The organism is Enterobacter chuandaensis, assembly GCF_039718975.1.
Taxonomy (GTDB): domain Bacteria; phylum Pseudomonadota; class Gammaproteobacteria; order Enterobacterales; family Enterobacteriaceae; genus Enterobacter; species Enterobacter chuandaensis.
Genome location: NZ_CP097173.1, coordinates 90,496 through 110,739, shown reverse-complemented (window position 1 = coordinate 110,739; position 20,244 = coordinate 90,496). Strand labels below are relative to the sequence as shown.

22 protein-coding genes and 1 pseudogene are annotated in these 20,244 nt (G+C 52.6%); 17 read left to right on the top strand and 6 right to left on the bottom strand.

Annotated elements, in window-relative coordinates; translation table 11 throughout:
* The first annotated feature begins 44 nt into the window (after window positions 1–44).
* Window positions 45–641: a nucleoid occlusion factor SlmA gene (gene slmA, locus MX657_RS00525; RefSeq protein WP_008502690.1), complete on the top strand. Its 597-nt coding sequence runs from the start codon at window positions 45–47 to the stop codon at window positions 639–641.
* Window positions 642–681: 40 nt separating this feature from the next.
* Here slmA and pyrE read toward each other — a convergent pair whose 3' ends face one another.
* Window positions 682–1,323: an orotate phosphoribosyltransferase gene (pyrE, locus tag MX657_RS00520; RefSeq protein ID WP_023334015.1), complete on the bottom strand. Its 642-nt coding sequence runs from the start codon at window positions 1,321–1,323 to the stop codon at window positions 682–684.
* Between the two features lie 67 nt (window positions 1,324–1,390).
* Entirely contained in the window at window positions 1,391–2,107 is a 717-nt protein-coding gene (gene rph / locus MX657_RS00515) for a ribonuclease PH (protein ID WP_010426431.1), read from the bottom strand.
* 125 nt (window positions 2,108–2,232) lie between these two features.
* On the opposite strand from rph, the gene MX657_RS00510 reads away from it, so the two are divergent.
* The 3 genes and pseudogenes from MX657_RS00510 (at window position 2,233) to MX657_RS00500 (ending at window position 5,712) form a co-directional block, all read left to right on the top strand.
* A complete protein-coding gene (locus tag MX657_RS00510; RefSeq protein ID WP_023309886.1) occupies window positions 2,233–3,096 on the top strand; it encodes a YicC/YloC family endoribonuclease in 864 nt (287 codons plus the stop codon).
* A 187-nt stretch (window positions 3,097–3,283) separates the two neighbouring features.
* Window positions 3,284–4,546 carry a tyrosine-type recombinase/integrase gene (locus MX657_RS00505; protein ID WP_346806931.1) on the top strand — a complete coding sequence of 421 codons (1,263 nt, stop codon included), beginning with the start codon at window positions 3,284–3,286 and terminating at the stop codon, window positions 4,544–4,546.
* A gap of 685 nt (window positions 4,547–5,231) precedes the next feature.
* Window positions 5,232–5,712, top strand: a pseudogene (locus tag MX657_RS00500) (hypothetical protein).
* Window positions 5,713–6,134: 422 nt separating this feature from the next.
* Here the strand turns inward: MX657_RS00500 and MX657_RS00495 are convergent.
* Both MX657_RS00495 and MX657_RS00490 read right to left on the bottom strand, forming a co-directional pair.
* Entirely contained in the window at window positions 6,135–6,407 is a 273-nt protein-coding gene (locus tag MX657_RS00495; RefSeq protein ID WP_346806930.1) for a pyocin activator PrtN family protein, read from the bottom strand.
* A 91-nt stretch (window positions 6,408–6,498) separates the two neighbouring features.
* Window positions 6,499–6,681, bottom strand: a complete 183-nt coding sequence (locus MX657_RS00490; RefSeq protein ID WP_346806929.1) for a helix-turn-helix transcriptional regulator — start codon at window positions 6,679–6,681, stop codon at window positions 6,499–6,501.
* A 449-nt stretch (window positions 6,682–7,130) separates the two neighbouring features.
* Between MX657_RS00490 and MX657_RS00485 the strand changes: the two genes are divergently transcribed.
* From MX657_RS00485 to MX657_RS00465, 5 genes are all read left to right on the top strand, one after another.
* A complete protein-coding gene (locus tag MX657_RS00485; RefSeq protein ID WP_346806927.1) occupies window positions 7,131–7,490 on the top strand; it encodes a helix-turn-helix domain-containing protein in 360 nt (119 codons plus the stop codon).
* Window positions 7,491–7,606: 116 nt separating this feature from the next.
* On the top strand, window positions 7,607–8,020 hold the full coding sequence (locus tag MX657_RS00480) for an ImmA/IrrE family metallo-endopeptidase (RefSeq protein WP_346806925.1): 414 nt from the start codon (window positions 7,607–7,609) through the stop codon (window positions 8,018–8,020).
* A 346-nt stretch (window positions 8,021–8,366) separates the two neighbouring features.
* Window positions 8,367–8,585, top strand: a complete 219-nt coding sequence (locus MX657_RS00475) for a hypothetical protein (protein ID WP_346806923.1) — start codon at window positions 8,367–8,369, stop codon at window positions 8,583–8,585.
* Window positions 8,586–8,753: 168 nt separating this feature from the next.
* Complete coding sequence (locus tag MX657_RS00470) at window positions 8,754–9,434, top strand: hypothetical protein (RefSeq protein ID WP_346806921.1); 681 nt, start codon at window positions 8,754–8,756, stop codon at window positions 9,432–9,434.
* 102 nt (window positions 9,435–9,536) lie between these two features.
* Entirely contained in the window at window positions 9,537–9,749 is a 213-nt protein-coding gene (locus tag MX657_RS00465; RefSeq protein ID WP_115233695.1) for a helix-turn-helix transcriptional regulator, read from the top strand.
* Between the two features lie 36 nt (window positions 9,750–9,785).
* Here the strand turns inward: MX657_RS00465 and MX657_RS00460 are convergent, their stop codons facing one another.
* Window positions 9,786–9,968, bottom strand: coding sequence for a YlcI/YnfO family protein (locus MX657_RS00460; RefSeq protein ID WP_346806919.1), 183 nt, complete (start codon window positions 9,966–9,968; stop codon window positions 9,786–9,788).
* Window positions 9,969–10,110: 142 nt separating this feature from the next.
* Between MX657_RS00460 and MX657_RS00455 the strand changes: the two genes are divergently transcribed.
* From MX657_RS00455 to MX657_RS00435, 5 genes are all read left to right on the top strand, one after another.
* Window positions 10,111–10,326: a host cell division inhibitor Icd-like protein gene (locus tag MX657_RS00455; protein WP_346806918.1), complete on the top strand. Its 216-nt coding sequence runs from the start codon at window positions 10,111–10,113 to the stop codon at window positions 10,324–10,326.
* Window positions 10,319–10,519: a hypothetical protein gene (locus tag MX657_RS00450; protein ID WP_023240556.1), complete on the top strand. Its 201-nt coding sequence runs from the start codon at window positions 10,319–10,321 to the stop codon at window positions 10,517–10,519. Before MX657_RS00455 ends, MX657_RS00450 begins: the two co-directional genes overlap by 8 nt.
* Complete coding sequence (locus MX657_RS00445) at window positions 10,512–10,847, top strand: hypothetical protein (protein ID WP_346806917.1); 336 nt, start codon at window positions 10,512–10,514, stop codon at window positions 10,845–10,847. The genes MX657_RS00450 and MX657_RS00445 overlap by 8 nt, the downstream gene beginning before the upstream one ends.
* A 232-nt stretch (window positions 10,848–11,079) precedes the next feature.
* On the top strand, window positions 11,080–13,827 hold the full coding sequence (locus tag MX657_RS00440) for a DUF927 domain-containing protein (protein WP_346806915.1): 2,748 nt from the start codon (window positions 11,080–11,082) through the stop codon (window positions 13,825–13,827).
* A 787-nt stretch (window positions 13,828–14,614) separates the two neighbouring features.
* Window positions 14,615–15,232, top strand: coding sequence for a trimeric intracellular cation channel family protein (locus tag MX657_RS00435; protein WP_010426435.1), 618 nt, complete (start codon window positions 14,615–14,617; stop codon window positions 15,230–15,232).
* Here the strand turns inward: MX657_RS00435 and ligB are convergent.
* Window positions 15,226–16,905: an NAD-dependent DNA ligase LigB gene (gene ligB / locus MX657_RS00430; RefSeq protein WP_346806913.1), complete on the bottom strand. Its 1,680-nt coding sequence runs from the start codon at window positions 16,903–16,905 to the stop codon at window positions 15,226–15,228. The genes MX657_RS00435 and ligB overlap by 7 nt on opposite strands.
* A 251-nt stretch (window positions 16,906–17,156) precedes the next feature.
* On the opposite strand from ligB, the gene gmk reads away from it, so the two are divergent.
* Genes gmk through spoT form a run of 3 tightly spaced genes read left to right on the top strand, consistent with a single transcriptional unit; the run spans window position 17,157 to window position 20,244 of the window.
* Entirely contained in the window at window positions 17,157–17,780 is a 624-nt protein-coding gene (gene gmk / locus MX657_RS00425) for a guanylate kinase (RefSeq protein WP_080329821.1), read from the top strand.
* Between the two features lie 54 nt (window positions 17,781–17,834).
* Window positions 17,835–18,110 carry a DNA-directed RNA polymerase subunit omega gene (gene rpoZ / locus MX657_RS00420; protein WP_000135058.1) on the top strand — a complete coding sequence of 92 codons (276 nt, stop codon included), beginning with the start codon at window positions 17,835–17,837 and terminating at the stop codon, window positions 18,108–18,110.
* A 19-nt stretch (window positions 18,111–18,129) separates the two neighbouring features.
* Complete coding sequence (gene spoT / locus MX657_RS00415) at window positions 18,130–20,244, top strand: bifunctional GTP diphosphokinase/guanosine-3',5'-bis pyrophosphate 3'-pyrophosphohydrolase (protein ID WP_028015011.1); 2,115 nt, start codon at window positions 18,130–18,132, stop codon at window positions 20,242–20,244.

Below are 20,244 nucleotides of genomic sequence, written 5' to 3'. Positions count from 1 at the left end.
GATGCCAGCCTGGCAAGTGCTTATTTTCAGGGGTATTTTGTAACATGGCAGAAAAACAAACCGCGAAAAGGAATCGTCGCGAAGAAATACTTCAATCTCTGGCTCTGATGCTTGAATCCAGCGATGGCAGTCAACGCATCACCACCGCCAAACTGGCCGCCTCTGTGGGCGTGTCTGAGGCGGCGCTGTACCGTCATTTTCCGAGCAAAACCCGGATGTTCGACAGCCTGATCGAGTTTATCGAAGACAGCCTGATCACGCGCATCAACCTGATTTTGAAAGACGAAAAAGACACCACCGCGCGTCTGCGTCTGATTGTGCTGTTAATTCTGGGCTTTGGGGAACGCAATCCGGGTTTAACCCGTATCCTGACCGGCCACGCACTGATGTTTGAGCAGGACAGGCTGCAGGGCCGCATCAATCAGCTTTTCGAACGTATTGAAGCGCAGTTGCGCCAGGTACTGCGCGAGAAGAAAATGCGTGAAGGCGAAGGATACAGCATTGATGAAACGCTGCTGGCAAGCCAGATACTGGCGTTTTGTGAAGGCATGCTCTCCCGCTTCGTGCGCAGCGAATTCAAATACCGTCCAACGGACGATTTTGACGCCCGCTGGCCGTTAGTGGCTGCTCAGTTGCAGTAATCCGTAAGCCCGGTAAGCGTCGCGCCACCGGGCAATTTAACTACACCCCGAACTCTTCCCGGTACGCACGTACCGCCGCCAGATGGTCCGCCATCTCTGGCTTCTCTTCCAGATACGCAATCAGGTCTTTCAGGGTGATGATGGAAGTCACTTTGCAGGCGTAATCACGCTCGACTTCCTGAATAGCGGAAATGTCGCCGCGGCCACGCTCCTGACGATCCAGAGAAATCAGCACACCGGCTAGCGTCGCACCGTTGGCCTGGATAATCTCCATCGACTCACGGATCGCCGTGCCTGCGGTAATCACATCGTCCACCAGCATGACGCGGCCCTGCAGCGCGCTGCCGACCAGATTCCCGCCTTCCCCGTGGGTTTTAGCCTCTTTGCGGTTAAAGCAGTAGGGCACATCGCGGTCATGGTGTTCCGCCAGCGCCACCGCAGTGGTGGTCGCAATCGGAATGCCTTTGTAGGCCGGGCCAAACAGCAGGTCAAAATCAATCCCGGAATCCACCAGCGCTTCGGCATAGAAACGGCCTAACAGTGCCAGATCGCGCCCGGTATTAAACAGCCCGGCGTTGAAGAAATAGGGGCTCTTACGCCCGGATTTCAGCGTAAACTCGCCAAACTTAAGCACCTGTTTGTTAAGCGCAAACTCAATAAACTGGCGCTGATACGATTTCATGGATTTGCTCCTTTGGTTTTTCTGTCTTACAGGCAAAAAAAAGGCGACTCATTGGTCGCCTTTAAAATCAATTTTCTAACGCCGCTTTCTGCGTCGTTACAATGGATTCGATTCCCCCTCGGGCCAATGCCAGCAGGGAGAGAAGCTCTTCATGGGTGAACGGCTCGCCTTCTGCCGTGCCCTGCACCTCAATGATGCGACCATCTTCGGTCATCACCACATTCATGTCGGTTTCGGCTGCGGAATCTTCAACGTATTCCAGATCGCAAAGCGCTTCGCCGTTAACGATACCAACAGAAACCGCCGCGACCATCCCTTTCATTGGGTTGGTTTTCAGCTTACCGGCCGCAACCAGCTTGTTCAGGGCATCGGCCAGCGCTACGCAGGCACCGGTAATGGACGCGGTACGCGTACCGCCATCAGCCTGAATGACGTCGCAATCGAGAGTGATGGTGAATTCGCCGAGGATTTTCAGGTCAACGGCGGCGCGCAGCGCACGCGCGATCAGACGCTGAATCTCCATGGTACGACCGCCCTGCTTACCCTTTGCCGCTTCACGGGCATTACGGGTATGCGTTGCGCGTGGCAGCATGCCGTACTCGGCGGTGATCCAGCCCTGGCCCTGACCTTTCAGGAAGCGCGGAACGCCTTCTTCGATGGAGGCGGTGCACAGCACTTTAGTGTCACCAAACTCAACCAGCACGGAGCCTTCAGCGTGTTTTGTATAGTTACGGGTCAGGGTGACGGGACGCACCTGGTTGGCGCTACGACCTGATGGACGCATGATGGATTCTCCGGCTTGAAACGAATGTGGCTGCGCATTATACGGATAAAGGACGCTTATTCCTATCCTGAGAAGCCCCCGAAAGCTATAATCCCCCCATCTCTCCTTTAAAAACGGGAATGTCTATGATCCGCAGTATGACCGCCTACGCCCGGCGTGAAATCAAGGGTAGCTGGGGTAGCGCTACCTGGGAAATGCGTTCGGTAAACCAGCGCTATCTGGAAACATATTTCCGTATGCCGGAACAGTTCCGCAGCCTTGAACCTGTGGTGCGCGAGCGTATCCGCACGCGTCTGACCCGCGGGAAAGTGGAATGCAACCTGCGCTTTGAGCCAGATGCCAGCGCGCAGGGCGAATTGATCCTCAACGAAAAGCTGGCGAAACAGCTCGTGAATGCGGCGAACTGGGTCAAAATGCAGAGTGATGAAGGCGAAATCAACCCGGTTGATATTCTGCGCTGGCCTGGCGTCATGGCCGCCGGTGAACAGGATCTGGATGCCATTGCGGCAGAAATCCTGGCAGCCCTCGACGGCACGCTGGATGATTTTATCGTTGCTCGTGAAACCGAAGGCCAGGCGCTTAAAGCGATGATTGAGCAGCGTCTTGAAGGCGTGAGCACCGAAGTAGCCAAAGTCCGCACCCATATGCCAGAAGTATTGCAATGGCAGCGCGAGCGCCTGGTCGCAAAGCTGGAAGAAGCAGAAGTTCAGCTGGAAAACACCCGTCTGGAACAAGAGCTGGTGCTGATGGCGCAGCGTATTGACGTCGCCGAAGAGCTGGATCGTCTGGAAGCGCACGTGAAAGAAACCTACAACATCCTGAAGAAGAAGGAAGCTGTAGGCCGCCGTCTGGACTTTATGATGCAGGAGTTCAACCGCGAGTCGAATACCCTGGCGTCTAAGTCTATCAATGCTGAAGTGACCAACTCAGCGATTGAACTCAAGGTTCTGATTGAGCAGATGCGCGAGCAGATCCAGAACATCGAATGATTTTGCATGCCGTCGCATAGAATCGCAAAAAACCAGTAACGCCCGCTAAATGCGGGCTTTTTTATTTTCATATCGTCGCATATGATTGCATAACATCGCGCAAACTCTTTGTACCCATGGTTGTACCCTAAGCAATTTCAGAGATCCATTTTGGGTACAAAGAACTAATCAATGTTCAGGTGAAACAATGGCCAAACTGACAGATATCCAGATAAAGGCATGGATTAAAGTGGGAGAACGCTTTGAAGGACGTTCAGACGGGAGCGGACTGTACCTACGTTACCGGGCAGGGGATAAAGTTCCTGTGTGGCGCTTCCGATACCAGTTTGCCGGTAAATCACGGGTAATGCTGATCGGCTCTTACGGCGAGATGTCGCTATCCAGAGCGCGGGAGACGGTCAGAGAACTGTCGGCACGAGTTGCCCTTGGGTTCGATGTCGCCGGGGAAAAGCAAGAACGTAAAGCGGCCGCTATCGAGAAAATGGAACAGGAGAAAAATGCTCTCCGGGTTTCAGAATTAGCAGCTGAGTATTTCGAACGGCAGATTCTGGGCCGCTGGAAACATCCGGATATACTGCGCCGCCGAATTGATAAGGACATAAACCCCAACATAGGCAACCTCAAGGTTGAAGACGTTCGCCCGCGCCACATCGACGATATGCTGCAAAAGATCGTCTCCCGTGGTGCGCCAACCATTGCCAACGATGTACTGCGCTGGACGCGCCGTATCTTCGATTATGGCATCAGGCGGCATATGCTTGAGGTCAATCCTACCGGTGCTTTTGAAATTGCTGACGCCGGCGGCCAGGAGAAAAGCCGCGAACGCTGGCTGACACGTGAGGAGCTTATCCAGTTTTTCCAGGCGATGCGTATGGCCAAAGGGTTTAGCCGGGAGAACGAACTCACGATGAAGCTGATACTGTGCCTGTGTTGCCGCAAAATGGAGCTGTGCGGCGCTCAGTGGGCCGAATTCGATTTAAGCGATGCAATATGGCACCTGCCAGCAGAACGCGCTAAAAACGGCGATGCGATAGATATTCCCCTGCCCCCACCAGCGGTGGGATGGCTGCGGGAGCTGCGGAGTATAGCGGGCAGTGAGAGTAAGTGGGTTCTGCCAGCACGGAAAATGCAGCACCGAATGATCCCCCACATTCAGGAAAGCACCCTCCCCGTGGCGCTGGCCAAAGTACGCCATGAAATGCCCGATGTACCAAACTTCACCATTCACGACTTCCGCCGCACCGCCCGTACCCACTTAGCAGCGCTGGGCGTCGATCCCGTAGTTGCCGAACGCTGCCTGAATCACCGAATCAAAGGTGTGGAGGGGATTTACAACAGACACCAGTACTTCGAGGAACGCCGGGCAGCGTTGGAGTTATGGGCCGGCCTACTGGTTTCCCTGGAGCAGGGAGAAAAATACAACGTTGTGCCTATGATTCGTGGTGCGTAATTCTCTCACATACGAGCTTTATTTTACCTGTTTCAGTTGTTTCATTGTTTCAATCATATATTTATTACGTTAAATCAGTATATTAAGTGAAACAACTGCTGAAACAGGTTTTCCCGTAGTTGTTTCACCCCCTGCCCGAAAAGATGCCAGCCCGCCCCCTCAGAAACTCCATAACGCATTGATTATAATCATCATCCAAATTTTGATGATGCGCCAAGCCCACACCCCCTAGAGGGATGACTTATGCAAAGAGATTATTTTTCTTCGGGATGTTTATTGCGGGGAGTATTTTTCTTCTGCGTTAAGCAGAGGCGGGGTCATTTGAATGAACCATCTTAGGAGTGCGCATAAACCGGCGTGAGTGTACCAGCACCGGGAGATCTTCCCGTTTCCTTTCCATAGCAAAACACCAGAACTCGATAAGCCTCTCCCCCGCCCGGTGCGCTGGCTCTGCGCCTGACTTCCAACCCAGAAGAGCCGATTTCGAAACCTCTATCTCGCTCGCCACTTTGGCCAGCGGTACCCCTGTCCGCGAAATATCTTCGATGATGCGAAACCAGTCGCAGCGGTAGGACACAACAACAGGCATAAACACACCACTGCAAGAGAATTATTTTCTATAAAAACTATAATAAAAAGGTTATTTTTTCTACATGAGTAGCCAGATTACCCTTGGAGAAATCATATGTGTACAGGACTTGAAGCCGTCGCCCTAAGCGCAACTGCATCAGCACTGGCAGCTGGTGGGGCGGTGTACAGCGGACAACAGCAAAAAAAAAATGGCGAACTATCAGGCCGCCCAGGCAGAAGCTGACGCCGACGCGTCAAAAGCCGCGGCGAAGGTTGAAGCCGAACGTATTCGTAAAGCGGGGCGTGAACAGGCCGCGGCGGCTAACGCCTCTCTGGCTTCATCCGGCGTCGAGACTGGCGAAGGTACCGCGCTGCGGATCACTTCCGGCATTACCGAAGATTCGGAGCAGGACGCCTACCAGACCATCCTAAACGGCGCGAACTCCGCTAGCCGATTACAGGCGCAGGCGCAGGCTGCGCGATTTAGCGGTAGTAATGCAGCGACTGCAGGCTATATAGACGCAGGTAGCTCTTTATTGGCTGGTGGAGCTAAAGCGTATAACGGCTGGGTAAAATGGAAAGATGGACAGAAATGATGTAACAGTAGATGGTAAGTATTGCCCATAAAATACAATCTCTTATCAATCTTGGATTGAACGCTATGAAAAAGCTATTTCTGCTAATCCTGTTCCTGCCGGCATTATGTTCCGCAAACCCGTCCAGGGAAAATGATCCCCGGTATCAGTATTATTCTTGTGTTAAAAGAGAATCATTAAAGTATTCCAAGAGCTCGGAATCTGCGGAAACGGCAGCTATAGCAGCAATTCAAAGCTGTAGATCATTCGAGACAAAAGCCGTTTATGCTGCTGGACCAGAACTTTCCCCTGTACAACAGCAAAAGATAAGAGCACTTTTTCAAGAGCAAACCAAACCTTTTGCTATAAAAATCATAATGGATGCCAGATTGGATCACGAAAATTCGCCCCCTGCGAGTAATTAGGGTAAGTGATTAACCCAGTTACGTTACGGTGGCAAGCGATGTTCTCGTAGCCTGCCACTCTGCTTTTGCTGCGTCTCTTCGTTTATCGATATGCTCCGCCAGTTCTTGCACGTGGATTACCCAGGCGGCTTTTTGGCTGTTCCCTATACGGTAGACGGGGAATGGTAGTAGGCCCGCCGCTGCTTTCTTGTTGGCAGTGGATGACGCCATTCCGAGATACTTCTCGGAAATATCAGCCAAAAGGATATTGGAGGTTTCGTACTCTGCCATTAAAAGAAGCATTGTATTCATATTTTCACCATGCATGCGCTCAGGATATTGATAATAACAAGGCCATGATGATGTGGCCTTGTTATTGTTACGGGTGGCGATGAATTATTAATTATTCATCTTGTGCAACCTTCCTTCTATTCACACCTCCATCGCTTAGCCATTTTTCGACGGCTCTGCGGCTAAATCTCGCAGGGTGCGTTAAAACCGGAGGCGGAAACCCATGCTTTTTAATTAAGTTGTATACGGCGCTTCGCTTTTTATCCAATAACTCAAAGAGTTCCTTGTCACTCATGTAATCACACTTCTGCACAATAAATCTCCTTTATGAATAATATGGTGGTCCCATTTGACCACCGGAGATATTACTAACATGAAGCCTCAGAACCTGTCTGACGACGATCTTCTAACCCCTGACGAAGTGTGCGAACTGCTGGGCGGGATTACTCAGAAAACGCTTTGCGCATGGAATATCCACCATCGACACCGAGCAACACTGGCGCCGATCAGGTTCTCCGCGAAGGTAGTGCGCTACGAACGCAGAAACGTGAAGGCGTTTATCGATAAATGCAGGAGTAGGTATTAAGATAGTATATGAAATCGTTCGGCATCCGTTGCATAGATGCGCGAAACCAAGACAACAAATCAACAAAAATGTGTTGATTTTATTTTAAAGCCTGTTAATCTAAAACTAGGCAAGCATAGCAACACGCTTGCTCACCAGTAATCAACGAGGATACAACCATGTTAACGCCGTTTGGTAAGACAGTAAGAAAAATGCGCATAGACCTAGGGATCACGCTGAAAAGCATGGCCGAGTCTATTGGCATGACCTCGTCTTATCTTTCAGCAATTGAAACTGGTAAAAGGGCGGTCACTAAACCCGTACTTGATAGCATCATTGGCTATCTCAATGCGGATGAAAAACAAAAAGAAAAGCTTATCAATGCGGCTCGTGACTCTCAGCAATCAGTAGAGATCAGCTTGTCAGGTAGGAACGGCCATGCTCGTGAGGTCGCAATTGCGTTTGCTCGCAGTTTCGATGAGTTAAGCGAAGAAGATTTCCGTAATTTACGTCAGATTTTGAATAAGAAAGTGCAGTAGGAGGCCACTTGAGCGGACAAGATTACCGTGTACCCCCGCAGAATCGTGAGTCAATACGCTCTCTGGTGAGAACGCTACGAACCACATTCGGCATCACAGGATTACAGTTTCCTATCATGGGGGTGATCGAGTTCGCATTACCCCGATTGATACCGGATTTCGAATTCCAAATTGGTGGAATGGAAGAGATGGGTGAGACACACGGGCTTACCTATCCCCAAGACCATTTACTGATCCTTCGCGAAGATATTTACGAAGGGGCATTAAACGGGGTGGGCCGTGATCGTATGACCGCAGCACATGAGTTAGGCCACCTACTCATGCATAAAAACATCGCGTTCGCGCGTGCGGCCCCTGGGGTTAAGATTCGGCCCTTTGAAAGTAGTGAATGGCAGGCAAAGTGCTTTAGCGGGGAGCTACTAGTGCCCGCAATGCATGCCAACGTGCTAAGGGATATGACAGCTGAGGAAGTCGCTGAGATATGCGGGGTATCGCTCATCGCAGCACGATATCAGTTGAGTAAAATGTAAAACCCCCTGCAAGGCGGCAACCAATGCAAGGGGTTTCTAGGTGATGAATCCAAGAGGCGTCACCACCGTGAACAACTTCATAGACAGCCCGAAATTAACACCTTCGGGGAGGATGTTCAAGGGAAAAATCTCTCTCGGTAAGGAGGTGTTTTATGAATGGGTTTACGTTCAATTGTACAAAAAGCGGCCCCTAAAGGGTTCCGCTGGGTATTCTGCCGCTACCGTAAGGTGCGTGGGAAATCCAACAAAGTGCTTGATGCTCATGAATATGGGTATGAAGCGTGGGCTTTCTTAGTCCGTTGTTAATAAGAGGCGGTGCGGCGTAAGCTGCGCCGTTTTTCATTTGATGAAAAACCAAAGTCCTAGAAAAAAAGCAATATCACCGGTGTCCTTGCCGGGAGAAAAATCATCTGGCCACCAGCAGCCTTATAGATATTCAGATCAAAGTAACGTCAAAGTGAAACGTCAATTTCCGGCGCCATATTTGATCATTGCGACCGATGGAACTTATACCAGCCGCGAGCCCAGCGTCAGCGCCGGCAAGGAGCTGCGCCGCAAGGTATAAGGCAAGATTGACATTTTCGCTATCTCCCCTGCCCGTATTTTTTGGCTTGCTGGAATTTCTCTATCTGACACAATGAAACAGAGGCTATCCCGACGGGGAGAAAAGCGGTCTACGCCTGACCGCCTGCCTCAGCAACTATCCAGGCGAGAACGTGTAAGGCGAACGTGAATGACTGATTTTTATTCCCCTCTACCAAGTTATGATCTTGTCCGAGCAGCAGAGATGCTGACCGGCAAGGGAGCAAATTGTACCGGCAACGATTTATTGGAACTGTGGAGCCAAGGAGTTATCGAGCTGTGCTTCTCGTTGCCTGACTACATAGCCTGTGAGGATGTTAATTTTCCCGGGCATGGTCACAGCTTTCTGTTATCTGTAGATCCGAATAGCTTTAACCTGTTCTGGCTAAGAGTTGATTACCCACCGAACTTAAATGCTAACTTTTCAGTGAAAGAATATGGCTCTGATAGCGAATTCAGTGATCGGTCTCTATGGATACCAACAGACCCGCACTACAACGCTCACAATGATAACGGGGAAGGGCTTTGCGAAGCGTTAAGGGAAACTTATGGTAGGGAAAAATTACGAATACCGGGCGCCGAATTGCAAAAGGTATGGTGCTTTTTGACGTGTCAACCTTATGAAAAAAAACCAACGCCTGAGCGTGTCACCGCTAAGCAATGCCGCTTTATCGTCGCATTACTCAGATCGTATAACCTGACTGACGATGATTTTAAGGGGAGCATTGGAGACCTGAGAATCAAGATATCTAACCGGATCCCTTCAATCGGCGATCCCGAAATAGATGATAATACCCTTACTGACTGGTTGAAAAAGGGAGGGGTTCGGTAACTGAGTTTTCATAACTCCGGTGAGTTTTTCATAACTCCCCCACCCATAACCACCTAATCCGTAGCCTTGCGATTACCTTCTCACTCAATAGCAGGTAATCGCATGAAGTCGCAACAATTCACCTTCCCCACCAGTGGCAACGCCCGCGCCCGGCATGTCGCCCACTACCTCGGCGTACATATCAGCACGGTATGGCGTTACGCACAGCGTTCTGATTTTCCAAAACCTCATCGGCTAACTGACGGTGTTACTGTTTTTGACGCCGCGGCGGTGCGCCAATGGAATGAACAGCGAATCGGGGGCCAGCATGCTTAACGCCACCGTGTACACACCCTGCCCGGTACATCGAGATCAGGCTTTTGGCTTGATGCCGGCATTACGCAATTTCTCACGGCAGGCATCCTTAACCCACGAGCTGAAATTGCCTTCACCTACAAGTTCGTTGATCTGTTCCAGCAGCCCATCTTCAAAGCGAATGATCTTTCGCGTGCTGTTTGTGCGGTCTGTTTTGTTCTTTATCGGGGATTCTTGCATCGGTTCATACCACTATGCTAATGTTATTTTAAACGGTATGAACCACTTTAAATTCGGTTCACCCAAAAAGCAACGCCCCGTAGTGCTCGCAACACATACAGGGCGTCTGACCACCAACGTTAGCGAAAGTAACGAGGTAGCTATGAGCAATACTATCACACCCCAAACCGGGGCGGCCCTCTCTCACCCCAAATATCAGTACCGTTTTATGGCGCTCGATCGCGCTGACCGTCTGGCGAAGCCCTGCAAAATCATCGTGGAGGCCACCAGCGAGTACGAAGCGCGTAAGGTGCTTGCCGCTCACTACATCCTGTCTCTTGCCGCCGTCCTGCCAGTTCAGGAGGTGCGCCATGCATGAGCGCGACATTCTCGAAGTGTACACCAGTCCTAAAGACATTCTGCGCCCGATTGCCATAGCTCTGGAAGCCGCACAGTTCATCGTACTTGACCCAAATGGCAAAGATCTCGCCGCAGACCTTATTGCATGGGCGCAGGAAACTGCAGCTCATGCGGCAAACGCACACAACGGACAGGGGAACGACAATGCTTAATCCAACTACATGGAAACTTTTCACTATTCCTTTGACTGGTGAGATTACCGAAGCTAGTCCTGGTGATTTACGCATGCTGGCCGCAACGGGTGATGAAGCTCATACAGCTTATCTGCGCGGTCTCGGCGCTATCGGCAATCTGATTTTTTGGGCCTGTGAAAACGAGAACTATAGCGACCATCAAACAGATCTGCAGGCTCTTGGGCTGTTCCTGAAACACACCGCCGATATGGCTCGAGCAGTGGATTTTATGACGGGTTTTATGGAGTCGACTGCGGATATTGTTGAAGCGAATCAACAGGGAGGTAGCACCAGTGACCACCCCTAATCGTAGAGAGCGTCGTACACGTGTCGTTTGGAATAATTACCCGCGGGGGACAAATCATGCGTAAAAACAACTCTAGCGCACATCTCTTTGCTGTCCGTACCCGCCAACTCGGCAACCCGGTAGTAATGGAGGGATTCAGCTATAACACACAAGGTGATGTAACTCCCGACGCCGGCGACAACCGACTTACACGTCGCCGGATCAAAGCTATGTTACGCAAGGAAAGGAAGCTATGAGCGGATTTGGTTACCTGATGGACCGGGGGATAACCCTCACCCCCGCCCGCTTTACCGCAAACAGCTTTAATGAGCTTTGCAAAGCTATTCTATCGCATAGTGTACGAATTTCCATCAGACCAGAGATGACTGATGAAGAGCGGCGCGAGGAAAAGCAAAAGCTGTACTGGTTCTCTGCCCCAACACAGCAGGCTGGTCAGCGCCGGATCGTGGGTAATATGGCCGCGTGCGCCTTTGGATGTGCTGATATCGACGAGAGTAGCCCGGGCGCTATGCAGGCGCTTTTAGCATCGCTCACTCGTCATTCAGTGCTGATTTACCAGACGGCCAGCCACACCGCTGCCAGCCCACGTATGCGCATTGTCTATGAGTTTTCCCGGCTGGTGGAGCCAGACGAGCGGCGGGCGGTCTGTGAGGCCACAGAGTCGATGCTGATGCAGGAAGCCAGTTTTACTCTGGCCAACCTTACGGGTCAAAAAGCCCGTTGGGAGAGCGGCAGTAACTATCTGGTACTTGACCGCAGCGTCTACGGTGCTCAGAGCTATCTTTACTGTCCGCATGTCGGCGCCAAAAGCCAGCTGCATGCGGGAGCGGTAATTGCCGTTGATGCGCTCCCGGAACCAGCTCAACCAGTAGCAGCGCCTAAACCAAAAGCTAAAAAACAGGCCGGGCATGAAGCATCTCCGGAAACGGATGCAGATTTTGACGATCTGAGTATCGGGCCGGATACCTCTGTCATCTCCGACCTGCGTAGTGCTCTCTGGCATCCTGGCATGCTGCAAAAGGCACACGACAACGGCGCATGGATTGATCAGGGTTACCGGCTGGCCTCTCTCAAAGGAACCGATTTCGAGGACGACGCGCGGCAGCTATGGATAGACTGGTCGGTAACAGCGCAGGACGCCTATGAGGAGGATTTATCTGAAGGAGCAGCTGCACGATGGGAAGGTCTGGAGCCGGACAAAACCAGCTATAAAGCCATCTTTGCAGATGCACAGGCGCTGGGCTGGGTCAACGCAGCAACCAAACGTGCCGCAGATCGCTTAAATCCCCGTGTGGAAAGGCGGGACGATGGGATGTATTACATCGTTCCCCGAATCAATAAGCGGACTGGTGAAATTGAAGAACAACCCCCTGCCTGGCTTTGTTCGGCAGTCGATGTGCTTGGCCGTGGTACCGATGGAAGCGAGGAGTTCATTGTACTGTCATGGCAGTGCAACGTGCGTAAAGTCACTGAGGCGATCCCGCTGTGCGATATCGGCGAGCGGGATGGCTGGCGACGGATGAAAGCCGGTGGCCTTAACGTAACGTCTAAAAACAGTCTCCGGGCAGTGTTGGGGGATTATCTTCAACTGCACGACGAGCTGGCCCGATGGAATGTGGCAAAAACAACGGGTTGGCAGCATGGCGCGTACATCATGCCGGACGGAGAGATCCTGGGCACATCCTCTAAGCCGGTTATTTTCTGCGGCCACTCAGCCACGGCACAGGGTTACACCGTCAAAGGTACGCCGGAGAGCTGGCGCGATAATGTTGCCCGGTTGGCGGCTGGCAACTCATCAATGGTGACCGCCATTGCAGCTGCGTTCGCTGCACCTATGCTGTCGCTGGTGGGCGCTGACGGTTTCGGTATTCATTTCTATGAGCAGTCCAGCGCCGGTAAAACGACAACCGCCAACACAGCTGCCAGTCTCTATGGTTCACCGGATAAAACAAAACTGACCTGGTACGGTACGGCGCTGGGTATGGTGAATGAAGCCGCAGCGCACAATGATGGTTTCATGGCGCTGGACGAGATCAGCCAGAACACCCGGCGCCGTGACGTTGCCGAATCGGCGTACGCCCTCTTTAACGGCGTCGGTAAGCTGCAGGGGCGGCGGGACGGTGGCAACCGGGAGGTAATGCGCTACACCACGGTGGCGTTGAGCACCGGCGAGACAGATCTCGAAAGTTTCATTCGGGAAGATGGTGGCAGTATTAACGCGGGGCAGCTGGTGCGCCTGCTGAATATCCCGTTAACCCGTGCCAGTGACTTTCACTCCCTGCCCGATGGTAAGTCTCATGCGGATGCGCTTAAAACCGCTTACCAGAACCACTATGGAGCTGTCGGGCGTAAATGGATATCAACGCTCGCGGAGAACCCGAAAGCAACTCAGGAAGCCGTAGCCGCGGCGAAACAACGATGGAAGGGGCTGTTGCCGGCACGGGGTGGCGAACAGGCGGGCCGTGTTGCCGATTGCTTCGCTATTCTGGAAGCGGCCCTCATCCTGTCGGCCCCTCTGACCGGTTGGGAGGCTACAGAATGCCGGGCAGCAATAGAGCACAGCTTTAACCAGTGGATCTCGCTATACGGTACGGGAAATCGTGAGCACGGACAGCTGGTTGAGATGGTTGAAAACTTTCTGCTGGTGAACGAGAACCGCTTTGACGTTATCTACAGCCCGGATGATATTCCCAAGTTATCAACGGATATCGCACGTCGAGCGGGGTGGCTGGCGCTGAACGGGTCGCCAGACGGTCGAAGCGTTTATTACGTACTGCCCGCGGTATTCAAAGCTGAGGCGATCCCCGGTAAGCCGCCAACACAATCTTTGAAGGTGCTGCATGCGGAAGGTTTATTGATGAAGAAAGACCCGAATTCTTACCAGTCACTAACCCCGCGCATAAATGGGCAACAGCACAGGACGTATGCCCTCATGCTGGTGCCAATAGCAGAGGAAGAGACAGCAGAACCAGCGAAATAAACATGTAAAAAACAGCAAACAGGCCCGACAGTCATCATGACGCGGGCTTTTTTGTGCTTCTTGCAAAATATCGCAAGATATTCCCCTAAAAACCAATCATCTTCGAACAAAAAACCAGAGTATAAAACTGTGAAACAGTTGAATCATAAGTTGTTTTATCTTGTTGTTTCAATACAACCCTTGCGGCACAAGGCTTGCAGGGGTACTGAAACAGAGAAACAGCTGAAACAGGTTTTTTGAGCATACGTATAGAAGTGTGTTTTTTGTTTTCGCGTTATGCCGATCGGAATGGCGACATCAAATTGACTAAATTTACCTCTCGGTGTACTCGCGCACGCGCGCGTTTGTCGTGAAAAATAGTTAGGGCACAGCCCGCCGGTAAAACCGTTCGCCGTAGCAAAACGTAGACCGCCGGAAAGAAATCCCCCTGCCTGGATCCCCACCTGTTCACCGACCAGTAATTGAGCACTCTCTTTTGCTTTGTACCCAAGGGTGTACCCAACAAAAAATCACGAAACAACAAATCAGCTAAACACAAGGGTTTATAGCAATTACTCAATGAGCAGATCCAACATCGAGTAATGTCATCTGGGTGGCGTCGGCTGGGGCCACCCATTACTATTTCTAATCCTTTCTTTATCTTGTTTTGTTTCTTTACCGCCAACTATCAGTACCATTACCTGTAAATTGATAAAAATTTATAGGGCAAAGTGACTCACCTTAGAAAATCTCAATCGTGATCTTGCGCACAAATCGCTAACCTTCCCGCGTTCACACCGGAGGGTATATGCTGCTTCACGTTCTTTATCTCATTGGTATCACCGCAGAAGCCATGACTGGGGCGCTCGCTGCAGGGCGTCGCCGGATGGACACCTTCGGCGTGATCATTATTGCCACTGCGACCGCGCTGGGCGGCGGTTCCGTGCGCGATATCCTGCTGGGCCATTACCCGCTCGGCTGGGTGAAGCATCCCGAGTATGTCATTATCGTCGCAACGGCTGCCGTATTAACCACCATAGTGGCACCCGTTATGCCTCATCTTCGCCGCCTGTTCCTGGTGCTTGACGCGCTGGGGCTGATCGTCTTTTCTATCATCGGCGCGCAAATCGCGCTCGATATGGGGGAAGGCCCGGTTATCGCCACCATTGCTGCCGTGGTGACGGGCGTTTTCGGTGGCGTGCTGCGCGATATGTTCTGCAAACGCATTCCTCTGGTCTTCCAAAAAGAGCTGTATGCCGGCATCTCTTTCGCCGCAGCGGTGCTCTACATTGCCCTGCAGCACTACGTTTCGAACCATGACGTGGTGGTCATCTCCACGCTGCTATTTGGCTTTACGGCCCGCATGCTGGCGCTGCGTCTGAAGCTCGGATTGCCCGTGTTTCACTATAAGCACAGCGCTCACTGATCCAAGAACCCGTTGATGTGCTGCTGAGCAAGCCACCTGACCAGCACATCGATCTCTGGCGCGTGCAGCCAGGTAATTATTTGCCGCGCCTTCTCTTCTCCCGTACCCGGCAAGGCCTGCCAGGCCTTTTCACTGCGTTCGCTCATCTTCTGCCACGACACATCCCTTAACGCCTTCAGCGAGGCCTGTGGCAGCGGAACACCCAGCGCCATAATCCAGCGGATAAAAGGTTGCTCGCGCACCTGATTGAAGCGATGCCAGAGCGCCAGCCCGCGTGCGGCAGAGAATCCCGGCGTCGACTGCAGCTGTTCCTGCGTTAACAGCAGCCATGAAAAGAGATGTTCAAAATGATGCGCCTGCCAGAGCGTCCGCCAGCCTGATTCTCCCAGTCCTTCAATGTTGAAAACCTGCTTCGAACTGAGCCACGTCAGCCGGGCAAAGAACTGTTCCATACATTCCGGCGAGGCATAAAAGCAGCTCAGGGAGTGATAACGCGAGTCCGGTGGCGCTGGTTTTCGTCTGTCCGTCCCTCGCCAGACAACCTTATCAAACCGGGGAATACCCTGCCCGGCCAGGCTCACCTGCACCTGATCGCCCGGCGCAATGTCCAGTCTCTGCCAACGCCCGACCGACCCCAGGCTCACCCGCTGCACCTGTTTATCATCCAGCTGTACAGGCTCCAGGGCCGCCACGACAGAAATTTTGCCCGTGCGTCCCACGGAAAAATGAATATCCCTGACTTCGGCAACCCGTGCAGCAGGCGAATATTTCCATGCGACAACCCAGTTGCCTTCACCAGGCAGCCAGTGCTCCCCTGAAGGAGACTCCGCAGACCTAACCACAATGCCATCCGTGGCAAAGGGTAAGGCGGTGTTTTGCCAGGCCAAACGCTGCTTTTCAACAACATCAGCAGTTTGTGCGGGCAGGGTATAGCGCGCCGTCAGGGAGAATCCTGCCCTGGACAGTTCAGACAGCATGCTTTCCATCCTTTGCGGCCCATCCGGCCAGGCCCAGATAAATATTCCCGTCTGGTTCAGAAGTGCGCTGTCTTTCTGCCGCATCATCGCACCCGCAATTTTTGCCCGTGCATTCATTCCGCCCATCTGCCGCTGGACGTGATTCTCGCGCAACCAGAACAGCTCACCCTGTAAAACGCTGTTTGCCAGCGCGCCGGACACGTCCTTAGGCACGGACGGAATTAAACGCACCTGTGCCGTCCAGTCCTCGCCTTTAAGGCCATTACCACGGCTGATGGCCCGGGCTAACTTTCCGTTGCGATACACCAGCGTTACCGCCACGCCGTCGACCTTTGGCTGCATCCATAACGGGCTCCGCCCGTGCATCCACTGGCCCAGCGCTTCTTTGCTGGCGACTTTACGTACCCCCGTATGGGCGACAGGGTGCTTTACGCTTCCTGTTAATGCAGGAAGCGTGTTCTCAGCAAGTTCGTTGCCAAAACAGCGCTGCCACTGGGTTAAGCGCCCGTTGAGCTGGTCATACACGTCGTCGTTGACCTCGCTCACCCCCTGCTTCCAGTAGGCATCATCCCAGCGTTTGATTTGTGCGCTTAAAGACGCAATCTCTTTCGCGGCTTTTGCCGGTGACCACACCGGACACACCGCCGCCCCGTAACCACACCACAACAACATGAATCCGCTTATCCATCGCCACATCGCTACCCCTCCTTTGCAGTGCAGGAGGTATAACCTGGCGTGAGAAACGACGCTAATAGCAACCTCTCACCTTGCGAGGCGCTATCCAGCATTAATTTTTATTGCTGCAAACCGCAGGTAAAACCTGAAAACGGTACGCAAAATTCAATAATCCAGGGGAAAAAGTGTGACAAAGGCTACGTCACACTGCGCCGACGTGTATAATAAGCCCGTATGTAGGACTTCTTCGCTAACACATACAAAAGACTCTCATGGCTCAAGGCACGCTTTATATTGTTTCTGCCCCTAGCGGCGCGGGTAAATCCAGCCTTATTCAGGCACTGTTAAAAACCCAACCGTTGTACGATACACAGGTTTCTGTTTCTCATACCACGCGCGCGCCGCGTCCGGGTGAAGTGCACGGAGAACACTATTTCTTTGTGGATCACGACGAGTTCAGAGCGATGATCGCCAGAGACGCGTTTCTTGAACACGCAGAAGTGTTTGGTAACTACTACGGCACCTCGCGTGAAACCATTGAGCAGGTTCTGGCCACGGGCGTGAATGTGTTCCTGGACATCGACTGGCAGGGCGCGCAGCAAATTCGCAAGAAAATGCCTGACTCGCGCAGTATCTTTATTTTACCGCCGTCGAAAGATGAGCTGGATCGTCGCCTGCGTGGCCGCGGTCAGGACAGTGAAGAAGTCATCGCAAAGCGTATGGAACAGGCAGTTGCAGAAATGAGCCATTACGCGGAATATGATTACCTTATTGTGAATGATGATTTTGATGCCGCGCTGAGCGATCTCAAAACCATTCTTCGCGCAGAACGTCTGCGTATGAGCCGCCAGAAGCAGCGACATGACGCATTAATCACCAAACTGTTGGCAGACTGAACCCACTTTCAGTATCATGCCCAGTCATTTCTTCACCTGTGGAGCATTTTAAGTATGGCACGCGTAACTGTTCAGGACGCTGTAGAGAAAATTGGTAACCGTTTTGACCTGGTGCTGGTCGCCGCGCGTCGCGCTCGTCAGATGCAGGTAGGCGGTAAAGATCCGCTGGTACCGGAAGAAAACGATAAAACCACCGTTATTGCACTTCGCGAAATCGAAGAAGGTCTGATCAACAACCAGATCCTCGACGTACGTGAGCGCCAGGAGCAGCAAGAGCAGGAAGCCGCAGAACTGCAGGCCGTAACCGCCATTGCTGAAGGTCGTCGTTAATTAAACCTGCGGGTCGCCCTTGTATCTGTTTGAAAGCCTGAATCAACTGATTCAAACCTACCTGCCTGAAGACCAGATTAAGCGTCTTCAGCAGGCGTATCTCGTTGCACGTGACGCTCACGAGGGCCAGACACGTTCAAGCGGTGAACCCTACATCACGCACCCGGTTGCGGTAGCCTGTATTCTGGCCGAGATGAAACTCGACTACGAAACGCTGATGGCCGCCCTGCTGCACGACGTGATCGAAGATACCCCTGCCACCTACCAGGATATGGAACAGCTGTTTGGCAAAAGCGTTGCCGAGCTGGTGGAAGGGGTCTCTAAGCTTGATAAGCTGAAATTCCGCGACAAGAAAGAGGCGCAAGCCGAAAACTTCCGCAAGATGATTATGGCGATGGTGCAGGATATCCGCGTCATTCTCATCAAACTCGCTGACCGTACCCACAACATGCGCACGCTGGGCTCACTTCGCCCGGATAAACGTCGCCGCATTGCCCGTGAAACCCTCGAAATTTACAGTCCGCTGGCGCACCGTTTAGGTATCCATCACATCAAAACCGAGCTGGAAGAGCTGGGTTTTGAGGCGTTGTACCCGAACCGCTATCGCGTGATTAAAGAGGTAGTGAAAGCCGCACGCGGAAACCGTAAAGAGATGATTCAAAAGATCCTCTCGGAAATTGAAGGGCGTTTGCAGGAAGCGGGAATTCCGTGCCGTGTCAGCGGTCGCGAAAAACATCTTTACTCCATCTACTGCAAAATGGTGCTCAAAGAGCAGCGTTTTCACTCAATCATGGATATTTACGCGTTCCGCGTTATCGTCCACGACTCGGACACCTGCTACCGCGTGCTGGGGCAGATGCACAGCCTCTACAAACCGCGTCCGGGGCGCATGAAAGATTACATCGCCATTCCAAAAGCGAACGGCTATCAATCATTGCATACCTCGATGATCGGTCCGCACGGCGTGCCTGTTGAAGTGCAGATCCGCACCGAAGACATGGACCAGATGGCAGAGATGGGTGTAGCCGCACACTGGGCGTATAAAGAGCACGGTGGCGAAAGCAGCACGACCGCACAAATCCGCGCCCAGCGCTGGATGCAGAGCCTGCTGGAACTTCAGCAGAGTGCGGGTAGCTCGTTCGAATTTATCGAGAGCGTTAAATCCGATCTCTTCCCGGATGAGATTTACGTTTTCACCCCAGAAGGTCGCATTGTCGAACTGCCTGCGGGCGCAACGCCGGTCGACTTCGCTTACGCCGTGCATACCGATATCGGGCACGCCTGCGTGGGCGCGCGCGTCGACAGACAGCCTTACCCGCTGTCTCAGCCGCTCTCCAGCGGCCAGACGGTCGAAATTATTACCGCGCCGGGCGCACGTCCGAACGCGGCCTGGCTGAACTTTGTCGTGAGCTCCAAAGCGCGCGCAAAAATTCGTCAGCTGTTGAAAAACCTCAAGCGTGATGATTCCGTCAGTCTGGGGCGTCGTCTGCTCAACCACGCGTTGGGCGGCAGCCGTAAACTGGCTGAGATCCCACCGGAGCATATTCAGCGTGAACTCGACCGTATGAAGCTGACGTCTCTGGACGATCTGCTGGCGGAAATTGGTCTGGGTAACGCGATGAGCGTCGTGGTAGCGAAAAACCTGCAGCAGGGCGAAGCGACGCCTTCGGCTCCTGGTGCATCCGGCCATGCCCATCTGCCGATCAAAGGCGCGGACGGGGTGCTGATCACCTTCGCAAAATGTTGCCGTCCAATTCCTGGCGACCCGATTATTGCGCACGTCAGCCCGGGCAAAGGGCTGGTTATCCACCATGAATCCTGTCGTAACATTCGCGGCTACCAGAAAGAAGCCGAGAAGTTTATGGCAGTCGAGTGGGATAAAGAGACGGCGCAGGAATTTATCACCGAAATTAAGGTGGATATGTTCAACCACCAGGGTGCACTGGCGAACCTGACGGCAGCCATCAACACGGCTTCTTCCAACATTCAGAGCCTGAACACGGAAGAAAAAGATGGTCGCGTCTATAGCGCCTTTATTCGTCTGACCGCCCGCGACCGCGTGCATCTGGCGAATATTATGCGCAAAATCCGCGTCATGCCGGACGTGATTAAAGTCACCCGAAACCGAAACTAG